Below are 16,664 nucleotides of genomic sequence, written 5' to 3' on the forward strand. Positions count from 1 at the left end.
AAATCAGTAACTCACATGAAAATGACTTTGCTCGTCGTAGGACGAACCGTAGAACAGCACTTTATTACAGCCATCAATGACTATATACAGCGCACGCGACGTTATCTCTCGTTCGATATGGAAGTTATCCCGGAACTGAAAAATACCAAAAGCCTCTCCGCAGACGTACAAAAAGAAAAAGAGGGCGAACTGATACTGAAAGCGCTCCAACCGGGCGATGTGGTGGTGCTGCTGGATGAGGGCGGAAAAGAAATGCGCTCCATAGAGTTCGCAGACTATATGAAGCGCAAGATGAATACCGTAAACAAACGGCTGGTTTTTATCATTGGCGGGCCTTACGGCTTCTCACCCAAAGTCTATGAAGCGGCACACGAGAAACTGTCTCTTTCGCGCATGACCTTTTCGCATCAGATGATAAGACTTATTTTTGTGGAGCAGTTATACCGTGCCATGACCATACTGAACGGCGGGCCGTATCACCATGAATAAATCGGAAAGCCTCTCTCTAAACAATCTCCTGCAATAGGGCCGGAATTTCGGGAGTGCTGTTTTTTATAACTGTAATACGGCTTTTCCCTTCCGGCGTCAGCGCAAAGTGCATCTGACGCTTATCCGTTTTTCCTACCAGACGGGTAATCAGCTTCTTGTCCTCTACCGAGCGGATTACCTTGGAAGTATTGGAAGCTGACAGTCCGAGCGCTTCCGCTATCTCGCTGGAGGTGAGTTTGGGCGTATTGAGCAGGGTACACAACAGCATACCTTCATTCAACGACAAGTCAAACTCCTGCATGAATTTTACTTCAAACTCGGCTATCGCCCGGTAAATATCGCGGATTCTACATAAAGTTTCCATTATTCCGTTTATATAAATAGATTCACATTCGCCTTGTCCGCGCGCTCCATATAGGTCGCTACACCGCCTATGGTAACTTCGTCCAGCAATTCTTCGCGCCGGATGCCCATCATATCCATAGACATCTGACAAGCAATAAACTCAACTCCTTGCGCCAACGCCTGAGAACGCAACGATTCCAAAGAATCTATTCCTTTCCGCTTCATCAGGAAGCGCATCATCCTGCTGCCCAAGCCCATCATATTCATTTTAGACAGTTTCAGCCGCAATGAACTGGACGGAAGCATCATACCGAACATCTTTCCGAAAATATCTTTCTCTGTCCGGGGTTTCTGTATCTTCTTCAAGACATTCAATCCCCAGAAGGTGAAGAATATCGACACTTTCTGTCCGGTTGCCGCTGCGCCGTTAGCGAGTACAAAGGTAGCTAAAGCCTTGTCTAAATCATCGCTAAAAAGAATTAAAGTTTTTCCCCGTCCGCCTGCTGCCGGAAGAGACGACGGGCAGGTACAAGCCTCATCGCCTTTTTCAAGCAATACCGTGTAGCGTCCTTTTTCTTCCTTTTTCTCTATCAGCTTGTTGCCCGTAGTGGCACACCAGGCAGAAGCGTCACGTGCAAATCCGGCATCGGTTGCCACAATTTCCACCCGCTCACCCGGAGCGATGCTGTCCATGGCTTTCTTTACCTGCATGATAGGGCCGGGACATTGCAGGCCGCAGGCATTAACCCTCAAAGGCTCTTTGACAGAACCGCTCTGTGCCGATTGCGACGGAGCGGATGCAGCAGGCTGCGCCGGCGATGATGCCGTAGGAGCAGGAATGGGCGCCACTGCCGTAGAATAGGTCTTATATCCGCCTATCAAGTTGGCCGTATTGCGATAACCGCGCCCTATCAGAATACGTTGTGCCAAATATCCGCGCAAACCTACGGCACAGAAAAGCACGACGGGCTTATCCGCCAGTATTTCCGACAAACGGTCGCGCATCTCATCCAGCGGGATATTGACAGCTCCCGGAATCGTTCCGAACGAGAACTCTTCGGGGGTACGGGTATCTATCAGCATTACTTCGTCTTTCTTCTCTGCCAGTTCGCGCCAGGAGATAACCGGCATGGCGCCGCTGATAATATTGGAAGCCACGTATCCGGCTATGGCAATAGGGTCTTTTGCCGATGAGAATGGCGGTGCATAGGTGTGCTCCGTTTCCATCAAATCGTAAACGGTTCCGCCATGTTTGATAAGTCCCGCTATCTGGTCGATGCGCTTATCCACTCCCTCGTAGCCTACGCATTGCGCACCATAGAGTTTTCCGGTTTTCGGATGGAACGTCAGTTTCAAGGTCAGAGGCAACGCATCGGGATAATAACCTGCATGCGAAGCAGAATGGGTTACCGAGCTTTGATACTCCATGCCCCATTGTTTCAGACGCTTGGCGGCAAGTCCAGTAGAGGCTACCGTCATATCAAAGACTTTGGCGATGGATGTGCCGATGGCTCCTTCGTAGGATGTGGTATTGCCCAATGCCATATTATCGGCAACGATGCGTCCCTGACGGTTTGCCGGATTGGCCAGATAGTTGAGCCACGGTTTTCCGGTCAGCGGATGGGGATATTCAATGGCATCGCCCACGGCATAGATGTCTTTTGCGGAAGTTTCCAAATACTCGTCTACCCGGATACCACCCATTTCGCCCAACTCCAAACCTGCCTGTTGCGCCAATGCCGTTGCCGGACGCACACCGATAGAAAGCAATACCATATCGGCAGGAATCGTCTTGCCACTTTTCAGAAAAACGGTAATTCCCTCTTCTGTACGGCGGAAACGGGTAACGCCCTCTTCCAGATAAAGGGAAACGCCTTTTTCGATCAGATGCTGGTGAATAGGTGCAGCCATGGAGAAGTCGATAGGCGCCATAACCTGATTGCCCATCTCCACAACAGAAACCGCAACGCCCGCATGATGCAGGTTTTCCGCCATCTCAAGTCCGATGAAGCCTGCGCCTACTACAACTGCGCGTTTTACTTGCTTGTCTATGATATAAGCCTTAATACGGTCGGTATCTTCCACATTGCGAAGCGTAAAGATGCCTTCCGAATCGATGCCTTCCAAAGGCGGTTTCACCGGATTGGCTCCCGGAGAAAGCAGAAGTTTGTCATAGGTTTCTTCATATTCCTTTCCATCTGCTTTACGGATAGTTAATGTCTTCTTTTCCGGATCGATTGCGATTACTTCGTTCTCTACCCGCACATCAATACGGAAACGTTTACCGAATGATGCGGGAGTCTGAACCAATAGTTTTTCGCGCTCGGCAATAACTCCGCCTATATAATAAGGTAATCCGCAATTGGCATAGGAAATGTATTTGCCTTTCTCCAATAAAATGATTTCAGCTTGCTCATCTATTCTTCTTAACCGGGCAGCAGCCGTGGCTCCACCTGCAACGCCACCGATAATTACATATTTCATATTTCTTTCTTTTTAGTTTGACACTGCAAAGAAAGCAATAATTTCCAATATAAAATAGTTTCCTTAGGAAAATAATGTTAATAGGTTATATTTTAGAGAGTAATATGGGCATAAAGATGATAATAAAAGAAAAGGTTTTAATCAAGAGATGAAGAAAAAACGTAGAAGCAGAGAAAAGACAGGTGGTAATTCTTCTTCCGTAAAGGGCTACTTTAGCATTTCAAAGTTAAACTTTAGTGTGCTAAAGTAGCCCTTTACGGAAGAAGAATTACCACCCTATTTTATTAAGACCGGCAGCCGTATACCAAGCTGTAGAACGATATGCGGCAGCAGCCTGAGAATCTAAGGAAAAAGGAATATAATGAGACACACCACAAGTCCGCCCCTGCGATATAGGGAACATTCCGATATAAGACGAATAATTCTTTGGAGTGGCTTTCCAATAAATAATTGCATTATTAGCTGCACTTGTCCAATTATCTATATCCGAAGACAAGTATTGCATTAACTGTCTCATATCATAATAGCCAATATACGAACTACTCGACTTAGCACGTCTATCATAATTATATATATTACTATTTAAAAGTAGATTCAATAGTATCGGGTCTGAACTCAAAGTCTGCTTCGTCACAGACGCCAAATTTTCTAAAGCAGCACAATCTATAACAGATACAGAAACACCAGCAGTCCAAGGATCTTCAAAACGACTAGGACGGTCCCCTGTATATAAAGCTGCATAAGGATCATAATATGCTTTACCAATCTCTATTCCTACATTAGCCGCAGCAAACATAGCCGGTACGACTTTATCATAAGAAGCGCCTGGTCCTGGGATTTCTGTTGGAGAACCTATAATATAATCAACATAGTCATGCAATTCATACACTACTTCTACGGACTGTCCGAAACAAGCGTCAAACAAGATAAAATCCAAATGACATCCTACTTTTTCAAATATGAAAGCCATATCAGCAATATTCAGATGATGACCGCTATCTTCACCTATCCAGCGTGTAGAAGTCTTTTTTACAATTGGCAAAGGACTGGGAATCCATCCTTCTCCATGCGACCAAACCACTAACCCATAACTCTCTGCGGGATATTCAGCAAATGTACGCTTCATAACTTCCTCCATCACCGAGGCATCAGTAGAAACCTGCTCTTTATACTCCCTCACAACTTCCTTCAACACAGTACCGGATTTATCTTTTGACAAACGAAACAGCGTAGGAGGATTATAGGACGGAGAGCCTTCCCTACTATTATCGTCTACATAAACTAAAAGATTGTTGTCTGAAGCATCCACGGCAGCCATTCCTACCATCATCTCATCAATATCCAATGATGCGTAATTTGACAAACTATTGTCTGCCATTATATAGACCAACACAGTCCGGCTAACTTTCTCAGGTGGCACCGGATCATCATCTTGATTACAAGCCGTAAACAAAAGGAAAAAAGATATGCACAGCAATGTATAAAGCTTCATTCTCATAGGTATCGTATAATTGTTGCAACGCACCGATTACTCTTCCGGCTTCTTAAAACTGAACTTATCCGACGTAATAGCCTGCAACACCATTGTGCTCTTCTTATACTTCGCCTTTACCTTGACAGCTTCCTTTTCCAGTTTCTTTTTATTCTCACTGAAATAGATCATACACGTATAATCGGGTTTCTTCAAATCGTATTCCAGATAGTTTTTCAATTGATAGCTGTACAAGTCACGCTTGGGCAAAAAGCCGTTCTTGTCCAGTGCCGTACTGTCCAATACTTGGATTTCCGTACAATACACTACCGAATCATTGAAAGACGCCGCTACGCCAAAAGCATAAACAGGCTTATGGCTTTTCATTGTAAATGCTGTACACAAAGTAAATACGAGCATCACTGCAAATACTATTTTTATGTGCTTCATAACTTCTTTTTGATTGTTTAATGGGGCAAAGATAATAAAAAAACCGGCCATCCACTCTGGACAGACCGGTTTTCTTAATTTCTTTTATTTGTCAGAAACCGATATTCTTATTTATCCCAAATAAGATTTGAGCAATTTACTACGATTACTTTGTCTTAATCTTCTGATTGCTTTTTCCTTAATCTGGCGGACACGCTCACGTGTGAGACCGAATTTGTCGCCGATTTCCTCTAATGTCATTTCCTGCTGTCCGATACCGAAAAACATCTGTATGATTTCTTTTTCCCTATCGGTTAACGTAGAAAGAGCTCTATCAATTTCCCTCGCAAGAGACTCGTTCACCAAAGAGCGGTCGGCCATAGGAGAGTCGTCGTTGACCAGCACATCGAGCAAGCTGTTGTCTTCTCCTTCAACGAAAGGCGCGTCTACCGAAATATGGCGGCCGGAAACCTTCAGCGTATCGGAGATTTTGTCAACAGGGATTTCCAGTTCATCGGCAAGTTCTTCGGGCGACGGGCGGCGTTCGTTTTCCTGCTCGAACTTGGAGAAGGCCTTGCTGATTTTATTCAGCGAGCCTACCTGGTTCAAGGGAAGACGCACAATACGCGACTGCTCTGCCAAAGCCTGCAAAATGGACTGACGTATCCACCATACTGCATAACTGATGAACTTGAAACCACGTGTCTCATCGAACTTTTCGGCAGCCTTAATCAGTCCTAAATTACCCTCGTTAATCAAGTCGGGCAAACTCAAACCCTGGTTCTGGTACTGTTTGGCTACAGATACAACGAAACGCAGATTGGCACGTGTCAATTTCTCCAGTGCAACACGGTCACCCTTGCGGATGCGCTGAGCGAGCTCTACCTCTTCTTCGACTGTAATGAGGTCTTCGCGACCGATTTCCTGCAAATACTTGTCAAGAGAAGCGCTCTCTCTGTTAGTGATACTTTTGGTAATTTTTAGTTGTCTCATTCTTATAATACAGATTTGGGTTGCAAAGTTACGACAAATTATTTATTACAACACTAACATGCCGAAACTTTTTCACCTTATTTATACCTTACTTATACAACAAAAAAGATGTCGGCAAGTATTCGCCGACACCTTTCTTTTCATCTTTCTTTGCTTATATTACAATCTTCTTACCTGATTATCATGTTTTTGTTATTCCTGGCTCAAATCAACAGCATAACTTGCACGCTTGCCCGACGGGAACATACCGGTGATAAACAACACTTGTTCGGGAGATTGGGCGGCAGCTTTCAGTACCTGCTCCATGTCCTCTACCGACTTCATCTGTACATTGTTCGCCTTGAGGATGATGAATCCCTTACGGATACCGGCATCTGCCATTTTACCGTTGGACACTCCGGTTACTTCCAAACCGTAACCCAAGTTAAGTTGTCTCTTCAATTCGGAAGATACAGGCTTGAAAGCTGCACCCAACAGTTCCATTCCGGCATCTTTCACTACTTTCGTATTGCCTTGAGAGTTCTTCAGCGTCAATACAAATTCCTTCTCTTTCTTGTCACGGATTACCTTCACCTTTACTTTATCGCCCGGACGATGCTTAGCCAGCACTTCCTGCAAATCGGTAAACTTATGCACCTTCTTACCGTCAATACCGATGATAACGTCATCCGACTTCAACACACCGGCAGCAGAACCGCCTTCTACAACTTCGGCAATCAAGACACCTTCCTTCACACCGAGTTCGTCGGCTTTCTTCTTCATTTCCTCAGCCAGTCTTTCGTCCATTTGCAGGTCTGTGCCCAATGTAGTACCGGTAATACCCAGCAAAGCACGCTGTACCGTACCGAACTGCTTCAAGTCCGCTACAACTTTCGTCATGATGCTGGTGGGGATTGCAAAGCCGTAGCCGGAGTATGCACCTGTCGGTGAATACAACATGGCGTTGATACCTACCAGCTCACCTCTTGCATTAACCAGCGCACCACCACTGTTGCCCTGATTGATGGCAGCATCCGTCTGGATGAAGGACTGGATATTCGCAGCCTGTCCGTTGGACGCCGTTGCGCCGATGGCACGAGCCTTTGCACTGACGATACCGGCTGTTACGGTAGAGTTCAGGTTGAACGGGTTACCTACCGCCAACACCCACTCACCTACTTTCAGTTCGTCGGAGTTGCCTACCGGTACTGTGGGGAAATCGTCACCCTCAATCTTAATCAGCGCAAGGTCGGTGCTGGGGTCAGTACCGATGATGCGGCCTTTCAACTCGCGGTCATCGTTCAGTTTCACGGTAATTTCATCAGCACCCTCAACCACGTGGTTGTTGGTTACGATATAGCCGTCTTTGGAAATAATCACGCCGGAGCCGAAACCTACGCGCGGTTGGGTCTGTATCTGACGCTGCTGTCCGCGACCGTCACCGAAGAAGAAGTCAAAAATATCCGGCATGCTCTGCACTGTCTGAGTCTTGCTCAACTGTTTGGCACGTATATGTACTACGGCATGAACCGAACTTTCTGCCGCTTGCGTCAGGTCAACAGGCTGCGCATCCGTCGCGTTATAAGCAGCCAACCGTAAATTATTAGGGTTCTGCTGGAACAATTCGCTAAATGTAGCAGACTTTTCCTTATTCTGCATCTTATAAGTGGTAACACCGGCCACTCCTGCACTCAGAACTACAATGGCTGCAACTCCAAGGATGTTTTTTGTTGTCTGTTTCATATTACTTTCTATTTTCTTTAATTGTTAATATTCAAATCTCATTTAACATTCTGACGTTAAAATAACGACAAAAATCGTTCTGTTATTCCGCTTGTCACTCTTTTTTGTTCTCTTTTAACAGTGAATATTTGGGACTTAACAGCGGTTAACGGCAGAAGCTGACAAATTAGCATTTATGCACGATTACTGTCTGTTAAAAGACTGACAGATAGACAAAACAAAAACGCACCATCCGTTTGCCTGTAACGGATGATGCGTTGAGGTTCAACAGATGATGCGTTTCGCCTCAACACATCATCTGTTTTCAAGCTGTATGCCATACCTTAATAATTAAGGTAATCGATGTCCATATGGTAACTCCATTGCGGAAAATAAAGGTTTCCACCTTCCCACTCTACCTCGCCGCGCTGGAAATCCACGGTTTCGCTACGCGGATACTTCTTTTCGGGCACTAACGGCATGCCGTAATCGGTATTTACAATCATGCGCCAGGAGTCGATACCACCCAGGAAGAAATACTCTTCATCGGCATTGCGGGCAAAAGCCGGGATTCCGAACGATTGGTCTACAGGCACCCACCCAACACCTTCAAAATATACTTCCGCCCAATCGTGCAGGTTCCAAGCACGGGGATGCATCATGAACCCGCTCTGAAAATGTGCGGGAATGCCGCTGATGCGGCATAAGGTTATGAATAAAAGGCTGACCTGACCGCAATCGCCGTGACGGTTGTCCAATACATATTCCGGAATATTCTCAATCGTGGAATACTCGCGGGCAGATGCCCAGGGGAAGTGGTCGTTAATCCAACGGAAGATGCGCTTCGCCTTTAAATAAGGATTGGTTTCACCTGCTGTCAACTTGGCAGCCAACTCACGCAGCCGCGGAGAGAAGACGATGTGTTTCTCCCGCTCGGCGGTATACTCTTTATAAAGAGCGGCAGTCGTATCATAAGGCAGAACATCTTCCGCACGCAGATTATGCCACTCTCCGCAGGAGGTATATTCAAATGTTTCGGAGAACACGGTAGGCTCTCCTTGTACCGCACACTTTTCCATATAGAGCGTGCTATGCCGGCACTCTTGCGGAGAAAAGACATACTCCGGCTCACTGGCAGAGATGAACTTCACATCCCGCTGCCGGGCCTGGTCGGTACGGGGATAAGGCAACCAGCAGCGAACCAGCTTTCCGGCAGGAACGGCATTGGTGTCTACCGTCAGCGTATAAGTGACACGCATCCGCTTAGGAGCGACTATCGCCTTGTTTTCTTTCTTCACGGCGGTAATCACTTCGGGCAGATTCTCTTTATTCACCTTCTCACTTCCGCTTAGAGCAGTGCCCTCTTTGGCTATCTTTATATCATAGCAGGCAGAATCCACACGAAACAGGTTAGGACCGGCATTACGGAAATAGCGTTTTTCGCCATCCAGAACCATGCACTCCAAAGCATTGGATGCTTCCCACTGCCGCATCTGTTCGTCCGTTACATCAGGGATATACTTTCTGATATAGTCCTTGACCTGAGATTCCGTCAAACAAAAATCCGTAAGCAGACGCTGGTGCAAATCATCATCCCAACTGTATGGTTTATTCTCCGGTTTCGTGCTGCAAGCAGAAACAAAAACAAACAAAAAGACAATATATAGCAGATTCTTCATGGATTATATAAGTAAATCAGTTTATATCAGGAGCACCTGTCACTGTATGATTTCCGTACTTTTATATCTTCACGACTCCAATACCCGGCAAGTCCGGCAGTGTAATCTTTCCCTTTACAACTTCCATTCCCTTGAAACGGTCGTTGGCTATCAGCAAACTGCCGTCCAAATCGGCAAAATCAACTGCCGGAGAAAATTGTGCAGCCGCAGAAATGGCACACGAAGTTTCGGTCATGCACCCCACCATTACTTTCATGCCCAAAGCACGCGCCAGTGTCACCATCTTCCATGCCTCACGCATACCGGTACATTTCATCAGCTTGATATTGATACCGGTAAAAGCATCTTTCAGCCCTACTATATCTTTTAAGCGTTGGATGGATTCATCTGCAAATACCGGCAACGGACTTTGCCCGGTTACCCACGCAATATCATCCAATTGCTCTTTAGGCATGGGCTGCTCTATCATCACAATGCCTTTCTCTTTCAGCCAGTGAATCATATCAAGCGCATAGTGTTTGTCTTTCCAGCCCTGATTGGCGTCAATGGCGATAGGCAGGTCGGTTACCGAGCGGATGGTCTCGATCATCTCCTTATCGTTGTCGCGCCCCAGCTTCACCTTCAGGATATTGAACTGCCCGGCACACTCTTTGGTCTTTTCACGCACCACATCGGGCGTATCAATACCGATGGTAAAGGTGGTAGAAGGCGCTTTCTCCTTATCCAATCCCCAGATTTTATACCAAGGGGCCTGCAACAATTTACCCACCAAATCGTGCAAGGCAATATCCACCGCAGTCTTGGCCGCCGAATCTCCTGCAGAGAGACTGTCTATATAACTCAGGATATCTTCCAGCCGGAAAGGATCGGAGAACTGTCCGATAACATCCTGCACTTTCTTTAAGAAAGCCAGTACGCTGTCCATCGTGCCCAATTCGTGTTGCAGATAGGGCGGCATGGAGGCTTCGCCATAACCGATGATGCCATCATACTCTATTTCGACCTGCACATCGGGAGTGGTGGTGCGCGAATAAGCAGCCACCGTAAACACATGACGCAACTTCAGTTCATACGGAAAGAAACGCAGCTTCATCTTAGGCGTAACGCCACTCTTATTGATATTGAACAAAGCAGGCGCCGCACCCTCACCTGCCAATACGCTATTGATAGCCATGCCCGAACCTAAGGCGGCAAAGGCGGCGGTCTTTAAAAAGTCTCTTCTGTTTTGCATGTCATTTATAGTATTCATTGGTTTCCGTCGTATTTAATCCCTCTTCCTTATTTATATAAGGTAATACGCGCGTAGCGAACAGCAACCGCCCGAGATTGTACTCATCGAACAATTCATCTGCCGGGTCGAAACTGCTGATATGCACATCGCCCTGCGAATGGATGAAACGCTTGCCGCCAATATACATACCCACGTGTACGACCCGTTCTTTACGTTCCGGAGTTGCCTTGCGGCCGAAGAATATCAAATCGCCCGGTTGCAGGTTGGAGAAATCGGCTGCAATGTCTATATGCTCGCCCACATAAGCCTGCTGGGAAGCATCACGTGGTATAATGATGTCGTGCATAAAAAGTATGGTACGCATAAATCCGCTGCAATCCACGCCTTTCGATGAAGTTCCCGCCCAAAGATAAGGTATTCCCATCATGGTGTGTGCCGTACGGATAATGCCGGCGGCATCCTGCTGCAAGCCGGAACGCCATTTCTTCTCGGGCATGGCTATGGATTTGGAGATGTATCCCCGGCGACCGTCGGGATAGGTCACCTTGTAGAAAGCTCCCTTGCTCCCTTCCCACTTCAAACGGTTGCCGGCCACAACGTCCGAAACCGTTTGTGAAGTTTGGTTTGGCTCGGAATAAACAAAACCGTAATGAGCGGTCACAACGATCTTTTCCGCCTTGTTCCACGCAGCCATTTCTTCTTCGGTCACCGGATGTACACCCACACGATGCACCCAAGCGATATAATTGTCGGGAGTCTGGATACGCACCCAGCCATCGCGCTGCAATACGCGCACTGGCATCCCCATCAAACTCTGCGTCATCATTTCCGACGAAAAATCCGGAGCGACACGCATATTTGCCACAGACACATTGATAATACCGCAGGTTTTGCCTTCCAGCCCCTTCACATCGGGAAGCAGTTCAAGACAGTCCATTACGGTATAGCCTTTTCTTGCCAGTTCCTTCAACAATACGTTTTTCGCTTCTGCCGAAGTAGTGACGCCACGCAGCATCACATTCTTATCGGAAAAAGAATAATCTATATCCAGCAATGCCACACGCCTGTCCGGTGCAAACTGTTTTTTCAAACTGTCGGTAAGGTGTGCCACCTCTGCCGGTATATCACGATCTCCGGACTCCGAAGCAACGGTAAATAGAGGTATCAAGAGAAACACAGCAAAGAGTGAGGCTAACTTTTTCATAAGCTTATATGAATTTGGGGGTTATTAATGTTAGCAAAGCTAACAAATTATTCTGAAAGAGATACATATTTTCAGTGTTTTTAAGAAATTACACAAATAAAACACCGATAACGAACAAATCACCGGTCACCTGACGTCAATCACTAAAAAATTCCTATCTTTGCACCTCAAAGCAGTTGGTCGGTCTGTCGCTTGCGCCCCGTGCGCATGAGGAAAGTCCGGGCAACACAGAGCATCCTACTTCCTAACAGAAAGCTGTCCGCGAGGGTAGAGTAACGTAGAAGAAAATAACCGCCATGCCTTCCGGGGTTGTGGTAAGGGTGAGAAGGTGGGGTAAGAGCCCACCGGCCTTGTGGCGACACAAGGGCTGTACGTCTTAGGAGTTGTAAGGTCATGTAAACCGACGTTATGAGAGTTGCTCGCTCCATGTCGGAGGGTAGACCGCTAAAGCCTGTATGGCAACATACGGCTCAGATAAATGACAGACGCCTTGATTCAATTGCTGAATCAGGGAACAGAACCCGGCTTACAGACCGACTGCTTTTTTAAATTAAAAATTAAAAATTGAGAATTAAGAAATAAAGCCCTTTCGGCATACTATCGTTTTTCAATTCTCGATTCTCATTTTTCAATTTAGCATGAACAAGCGCATTGCCACCCTTTGGAAATTCCTGACATACGACATCTGGCGTATTACAGAAGATGAAGTCACTAAAACGACTTTCTCCTTATATAATATTATCAAGACCATTTATCTCTGCATCAACCGCTTTACCAAAGACAGGCTTGTAAACAAGGCATCGGCATTGACATATAGCACTTTACTGGCTATTGTACCTATCCTGGCCATTGTGTTTGCCATTGCACGCGGGTTCGGCTTCGACAATCTGATGGAGAGTCAAATCGTTCAAGGCTTCGGCGGCCCGTCGGAAACAACGGAAGTTATCTTTCAATTCGTCAACTCCTATCTATCGCAAACCAAAAACGGCATATTCATCGGCGTGGGCCTGATCATGTTATTGTGGACGGTGCTCAACCTGATTAACAACATGGAGATTACCTTCAACCGCATCTGGCAGGTAAAAAAAGCAAGAAGCATGTACCGTAAAATCACGGATTACTTCTCCATGCTCCTGCTGATACCCCTTCTGCTGGTAGTTTCGGGCGGTCTTTCCATATTTATGAGCACCATGCTGAAGAATGTGACAGACTTCACCCTGCTCGCTCCCATCGGCAAATTCCTAATCCGCCTCATACCTTTTGTGCTGACATGGGTGATGTTCACGGCACTGTATGTTTTCATGCCCAATACAAAGGTGAAACTCAAGCATGCGCTGATTTCGGGCATTCTGGCAGGTACGGCACACCAGGCGTTCCAGTTCCTCTATATCAGCAGCCAGTTGTGGGTATCCCGTTACAACGCCATTTACGGTAGTTTTGCGGCACTTCCCATGTTCCTGTTGTGGTTGCAGATATCGTGGACCATCTGCCTTTTCGGAGCGGAACTGACGTATGCCGGACAAAACATCCGGAACTTCAGTTTCGATAAGGATGCACGCAACATCAGCCGCCGTTACCGCGACTTCATCTCCATCCTCATCATGTCGTTCGTAGCCAAACGTTTTGAAAAGAACGAACCGCCCTATACCGCCGAAGACATATCCGAGGAATGCCAGATACCCATACGCCTGACCAACCAGACTCTTTATGAACTGCAGGAAATCAACCTTCTGCACGAAGTGGTGACCGATGCCAAAAGCCAGGACATCGCCTACCAGCCTTCCATGGACATCAGCAAGCTGAACGTTGCTCTCCTGCTGGACAAGCTGGACACTCACGGTTCCGAGGACTTCAAGATAGACAAGGACAAAGAATTCCACGGGCAATGGGAAACACTGATGAAAGCACGGGAAGAGTACTACAAGAGTGCAAGCCAAGTACTGCTGAAAGACCTGTAACGGTAGCTTTAATAATGGTTGTATGAAACAACCTTGTCCTTGGATTTCCTGGACTTCTTCCGTTTGTCTTTTGCCGGATAGCCTATCGTGATGTCGAGCAACAGACGTTTATTGGCAGGAATGCCGGTAAGCTTCTTAATCTCCTTTTCATCGAACCAGCCCAGGATGCACGAACCCAGCCCCTCGCTTTCGGCAGCCAGCGTAATATGAGCGGTGGCAATGCCGATATCTATCAGAGGGAAATACTTGTCCTTAATCTTGGCGCCCAAGAAAGAAGTGATATTCATGGATTCTTCCACCACCAGAATATGTACCGGAGCATCTTTGGCAAACTTATTCATCCCCAATCCGGCAGTGGCCTTACCCACTTTTACAGCAAGTTCCGGATCGGTGATCACCACAAAACGCCACGGCTGTGCATTGCATGCCGAAGGCGACAGCCGGGCAGCTTCCAAAATACGTTCCAACTTCTCCGGCTCTACCGCACGGGACATATCATAAGCACGGTCGCTTTGACGTGAAGCGGCCAATTGCAAAAAATCATTCATAATAAGATATGAGTTATGAATTATAAATTATGAGTTATAACTCTATTTATACTGTATCATTCTGCTGATATATTTACCGATAATATCGAATTCGAGATTCACTACGCTCCCCACCTTGAAAGCGTGGAAATTGGTATGCTCGAAGGTATAAGGGATAATGGCTACCTGAAAGGTATCGTCCGTAGGGTTGCACACGGTCAGGCTGACACCGTTTACGGTTACCGAGCCTTTATCCACGGTGATATAACCGCGCTTCGCCATTTCCTTATCAAAGGCATACCGGAACGTAAAGTAATAGCTGCCCTCGGCATCCTTTATGTCCACACAGGTTGCCGTTTGGTCTACGTGTCCCTGTACGATGTGTCCGTCCAGACGGCCGTTCATCATCATGCTGCGCTCCACGTTCACTTCATCGCCTACTTCCAACAAGCCGAGATTGGAACGGTCCAGCGTCTCTTTCATCGCCGTCACCGTATAAGTATCATCCGTCATGCTGACAACCGTAAGGCATACGCCATTATGAGATACGCTCTGGTCTATTTTTAATTCATTTACGAACGAACACTTGAAAGTAAAGTGCACGTTTTCTTGGTCTCTGACCATAGCCACCAGTGTGGCACATTCTTCTACTATTCCGGAAAACATAAGCTTGTTACAATTTAAATTTAGATATTACCCGCATTGCGGATGCGACAAAGATACAAAAAGGGTCTCATATAGAAATGAAAAAAAGGAAGCTTTTCACAAAGCCTCCTTTTTCAGTTTTCAATAGGTATTAGTTTTTTTTAAGGTAAAAAGATTGTTTTCAGGATAACGTTGCAAAGATAGCCGCTTTTCAAGATACCAACCAAATTAAAAAACATGTCTTATAACATCTTTTCTGTAATTCTTTTGATTTTATTATCATTTCAAAGCAAATTTCTACATCTGCAATCGTTTTCAATGGGCAAATATAGGGCTATTTTCCATTAAACACTAAAAATATCCTAAAAAGTTGACTATTTCTTATCGTCTGCATAGTGTTCGTCCGTACGTCCGCTATGTTTCAGCACCTTCGCATCGATAAAAAACACTATTTCCTCGGCGATATTCGTAATATGGTCTCCGGAACGTTCCAGCTTACGGAAAACACTAACCAGATTCAGACAAGAGAGTGCGCTTTCGGGATGCTTGCCGATATAATCTGCCAGAACAGCAGTGGCATTTGCATTAATTTCATCCAGCAGGTTATCTTTGGCGAATACCGCGGTTGCCAGTTCCTGACTTTCTTCCTGAAGAGCTCGTTTGGCAAGTTCAAGCATGGCCGAAACTTGATTTATCATCTCCTCCAGGCGCAGTTCCTTCACCAGTCCGCTTGCCAGAATCGGTTCCTTGCAATTCAGCGCAAAGCGGGCTATGCCTTCGGCGAAATCGCCCAAACGCTCCAGGTTCGTATTGATTTTGAGCATGGCAAGCACAAAACGCAAGTCGATAGCGACAGGATTATAGAGGGCGATGATGTCTTCTATATCACTGTCTATCTTGAGTTCGAAGGCATTGACACGACGTTCGCGCACCAATACCTGCTGTGCCAGCTCGCGGTCCAAAGTCAGTACGGCTTCTCCGGCACGGCCGAGCTGGTTATACACTAAAGTCCACATTTCGTCTATTTCTTTTTTCAGCAAGACGAGCTCTGATTCGATAAACTGCACCATAATGTTTTTCTATTTCAAAATTATCAATTTCCTAATCATATCACTTGTTCCAACGCATGAAACTGTCCGTACCAAGGCATGGTATCGCCCGTACCACGGCATGAAACTCACTGTACCAAAGGGTGGTAGTGTCTGTACCAACGCGTGGTACGAGAAGTACCATGCCGTGAAATTCCCCGTACCGGCACGTGGTATTTTTTTCATATTGCCTACGTTTTTCCGCGTACAAAGAAACAAGGGAAATATTAAGGCAGTATGACTATTGTTTGAAAGAAATGTTTCAAACATGTTACAAAACCGTTACAATACGCACAAACCCGCCGCATGTAACAAGAATGCAACATGCGTTGCTTTAATTCGCATGCAAAAAACTCCGGCTTTCACGGTTCGTGTCTGCCGCCTTCCGGACAGGAAATCACTAAAAAAGAGCGGATATAT

Annotated in this window: 15 protein-coding genes and 1 other RNA gene; 4 read left to right on the forward strand and 12 right to left on the reverse strand. The window is 46.3% G+C overall.

The annotated features are described in order from the left end of the window. Positions 1 to 15: 15 nt before the first annotated feature. Positions 16 to 489 carry a 23S rRNA (pseudouridine(1915)-N(3))-methyltransferase RlmH gene (gene rlmH, locus H8S52_RS00690; RefSeq protein ID WP_005653354.1) on the forward strand — a complete coding sequence of 158 codons (474 nt, stop codon included), beginning with the start codon at positions 16 to 18 and terminating at the stop codon, positions 487 to 489. Positions 490 to 505: 16 nt separating this feature from the next. On the opposite strand, the gene H8S52_RS00695 is transcribed toward rlmH, so the two are convergent. The 9 genes from H8S52_RS00695 to H8S52_RS00735 form a co-directional block, all read right to left on the reverse strand. Continuing rightward, positions 506 to 853, reverse strand: coding sequence for a MarR family winged helix-turn-helix transcriptional regulator (locus H8S52_RS00695; RefSeq protein ID WP_005653356.1), 348 nt, complete (start codon positions 851 to 853; stop codon positions 506 to 508). A gap of 8 nt (positions 854 to 861) precedes the next feature. After that, positions 862 to 3,318, reverse strand: a complete 2,457-nt coding sequence (locus H8S52_RS00700) for an FAD-dependent oxidoreductase (RefSeq protein WP_186909174.1) — start codon at positions 3,316 to 3,318, stop codon at positions 862 to 864. Positions 3,319 to 3,586: 268 nt separating this feature from the next. After that, positions 3,587 to 4,816 carry a clostripain-related cysteine peptidase gene (locus H8S52_RS00705; protein ID WP_186909175.1) on the reverse strand — a complete coding sequence of 410 codons (1,230 nt, stop codon included), beginning with the start codon at positions 4,814 to 4,816 and terminating at the stop codon, positions 3,587 to 3,589. 30 nt (positions 4,817 to 4,846) lie between these two features. Further along, the gene (locus tag H8S52_RS00710) at positions 4,847 to 5,239 is read right to left on the reverse strand and encodes a hypothetical protein (protein ID WP_016662114.1); all 393 of its coding nucleotides are present in this window, start codon (positions 5,237 to 5,239) and stop codon (positions 4,847 to 4,849) included. A gap of 111 nt (positions 5,240 to 5,350) precedes the next feature. Beyond that, entirely contained in the window at positions 5,351 to 6,211 is an 861-nt protein-coding gene (locus H8S52_RS00715; RefSeq protein WP_002561589.1) for an RNA polymerase sigma factor RpoD/SigA, read from the reverse strand. 192 nt (positions 6,212 to 6,403) lie between these two features. Then, a complete protein-coding gene (locus H8S52_RS00720; protein WP_117906401.1) occupies positions 6,404 to 7,933 on the reverse strand; it encodes a trypsin-like peptidase domain-containing protein in 1,530 nt (509 codons plus the stop codon). Positions 7,934 to 8,256: 323 nt separating this feature from the next. Continuing rightward, complete coding sequence (locus tag H8S52_RS00725) at positions 8,257 to 9,591, reverse strand: transglutaminase family protein (RefSeq protein ID WP_186909176.1); 1,335 nt, start codon at positions 9,589 to 9,591, stop codon at positions 8,257 to 8,259. A gap of 61 nt (positions 9,592 to 9,652) precedes the next feature. Further along, entirely contained in the window at positions 9,653 to 10,822 is a 1,170-nt protein-coding gene (locus H8S52_RS00730) for a dipeptide epimerase (RefSeq protein WP_118939674.1), read from the reverse strand. Position 10,823: 1 nt separating this feature from the next. Continuing rightward, on the reverse strand, positions 10,824 to 12,026 hold the full coding sequence (locus H8S52_RS00735; RefSeq protein WP_151870538.1) for an NlpC/P60 family protein: 1,203 nt from the start codon (positions 12,024 to 12,026) through the stop codon (positions 10,824 to 10,826). Between the two features lie 172 nt (positions 12,027 to 12,198). Between H8S52_RS00735 and rnpB the strand changes: the two genes are divergently transcribed. Further along, an RNA gene (gene rnpB, locus H8S52_RS00740) (RNase P RNA component class A) lies at positions 12,199 to 12,571 on the forward strand. A gap of 93 nt (positions 12,572 to 12,664) precedes the next feature. Continuing rightward, on the forward strand, positions 12,665 to 13,984 hold the full coding sequence (locus H8S52_RS00745; protein ID WP_005653424.1) for a YihY/virulence factor BrkB family protein: 1,320 nt from the start codon (positions 12,665 to 12,667) through the stop codon (positions 13,982 to 13,984). Between the two features lie 8 nt (positions 13,985 to 13,992). On the opposite strand, the gene H8S52_RS00750 is transcribed toward H8S52_RS00745, so the two are convergent. The 3 genes from H8S52_RS00750 to phoU all read right to left on the reverse strand — a co-directional run bounded on the left by H8S52_RS00750 (position 13,993) and on the right by phoU (position 16,226). Next, positions 13,993 to 14,532, reverse strand: a complete 540-nt coding sequence (locus tag H8S52_RS00750; RefSeq protein ID WP_005653426.1) for a nitroreductase family protein — start codon at positions 14,530 to 14,532, stop codon at positions 13,993 to 13,995. Between the two features lie 42 nt (positions 14,533 to 14,574). Further along, entirely contained in the window at positions 14,575 to 15,177 is a 603-nt protein-coding gene (locus tag H8S52_RS00755; protein WP_117904441.1) for a riboflavin synthase, read from the reverse strand. 353 nt (positions 15,178 to 15,530) lie between these two features. Then, on the reverse strand, positions 15,531 to 16,226 hold the full coding sequence (gene phoU / locus H8S52_RS00760) for a phosphate signaling complex protein PhoU (protein WP_005653429.1): 696 nt from the start codon (positions 16,224 to 16,226) through the stop codon (positions 15,531 to 15,533). A 1-nt stretch (position 16,227) separates the two neighbouring features. Here phoU and H8S52_RS00765 point away from each other — a divergent pair, with 1 nt between their 5' ends. Then, a complete protein-coding gene (locus H8S52_RS00765) occupies positions 16,228 to 16,485 on the forward strand; it encodes a hypothetical protein (protein WP_186909177.1) in 258 nt (85 codons plus the stop codon). Positions 16,486 to 16,664 lie beyond the last annotated feature (179 nt).

Origin of the sequence: Bacteroides sp. NSJ-48, assembly GCF_014287405.1 — a bacterium.
Taxonomy (GTDB): domain Bacteria; phylum Bacteroidota; class Bacteroidia; order Bacteroidales; family Bacteroidaceae; genus Bacteroides; species Bacteroides stercoris.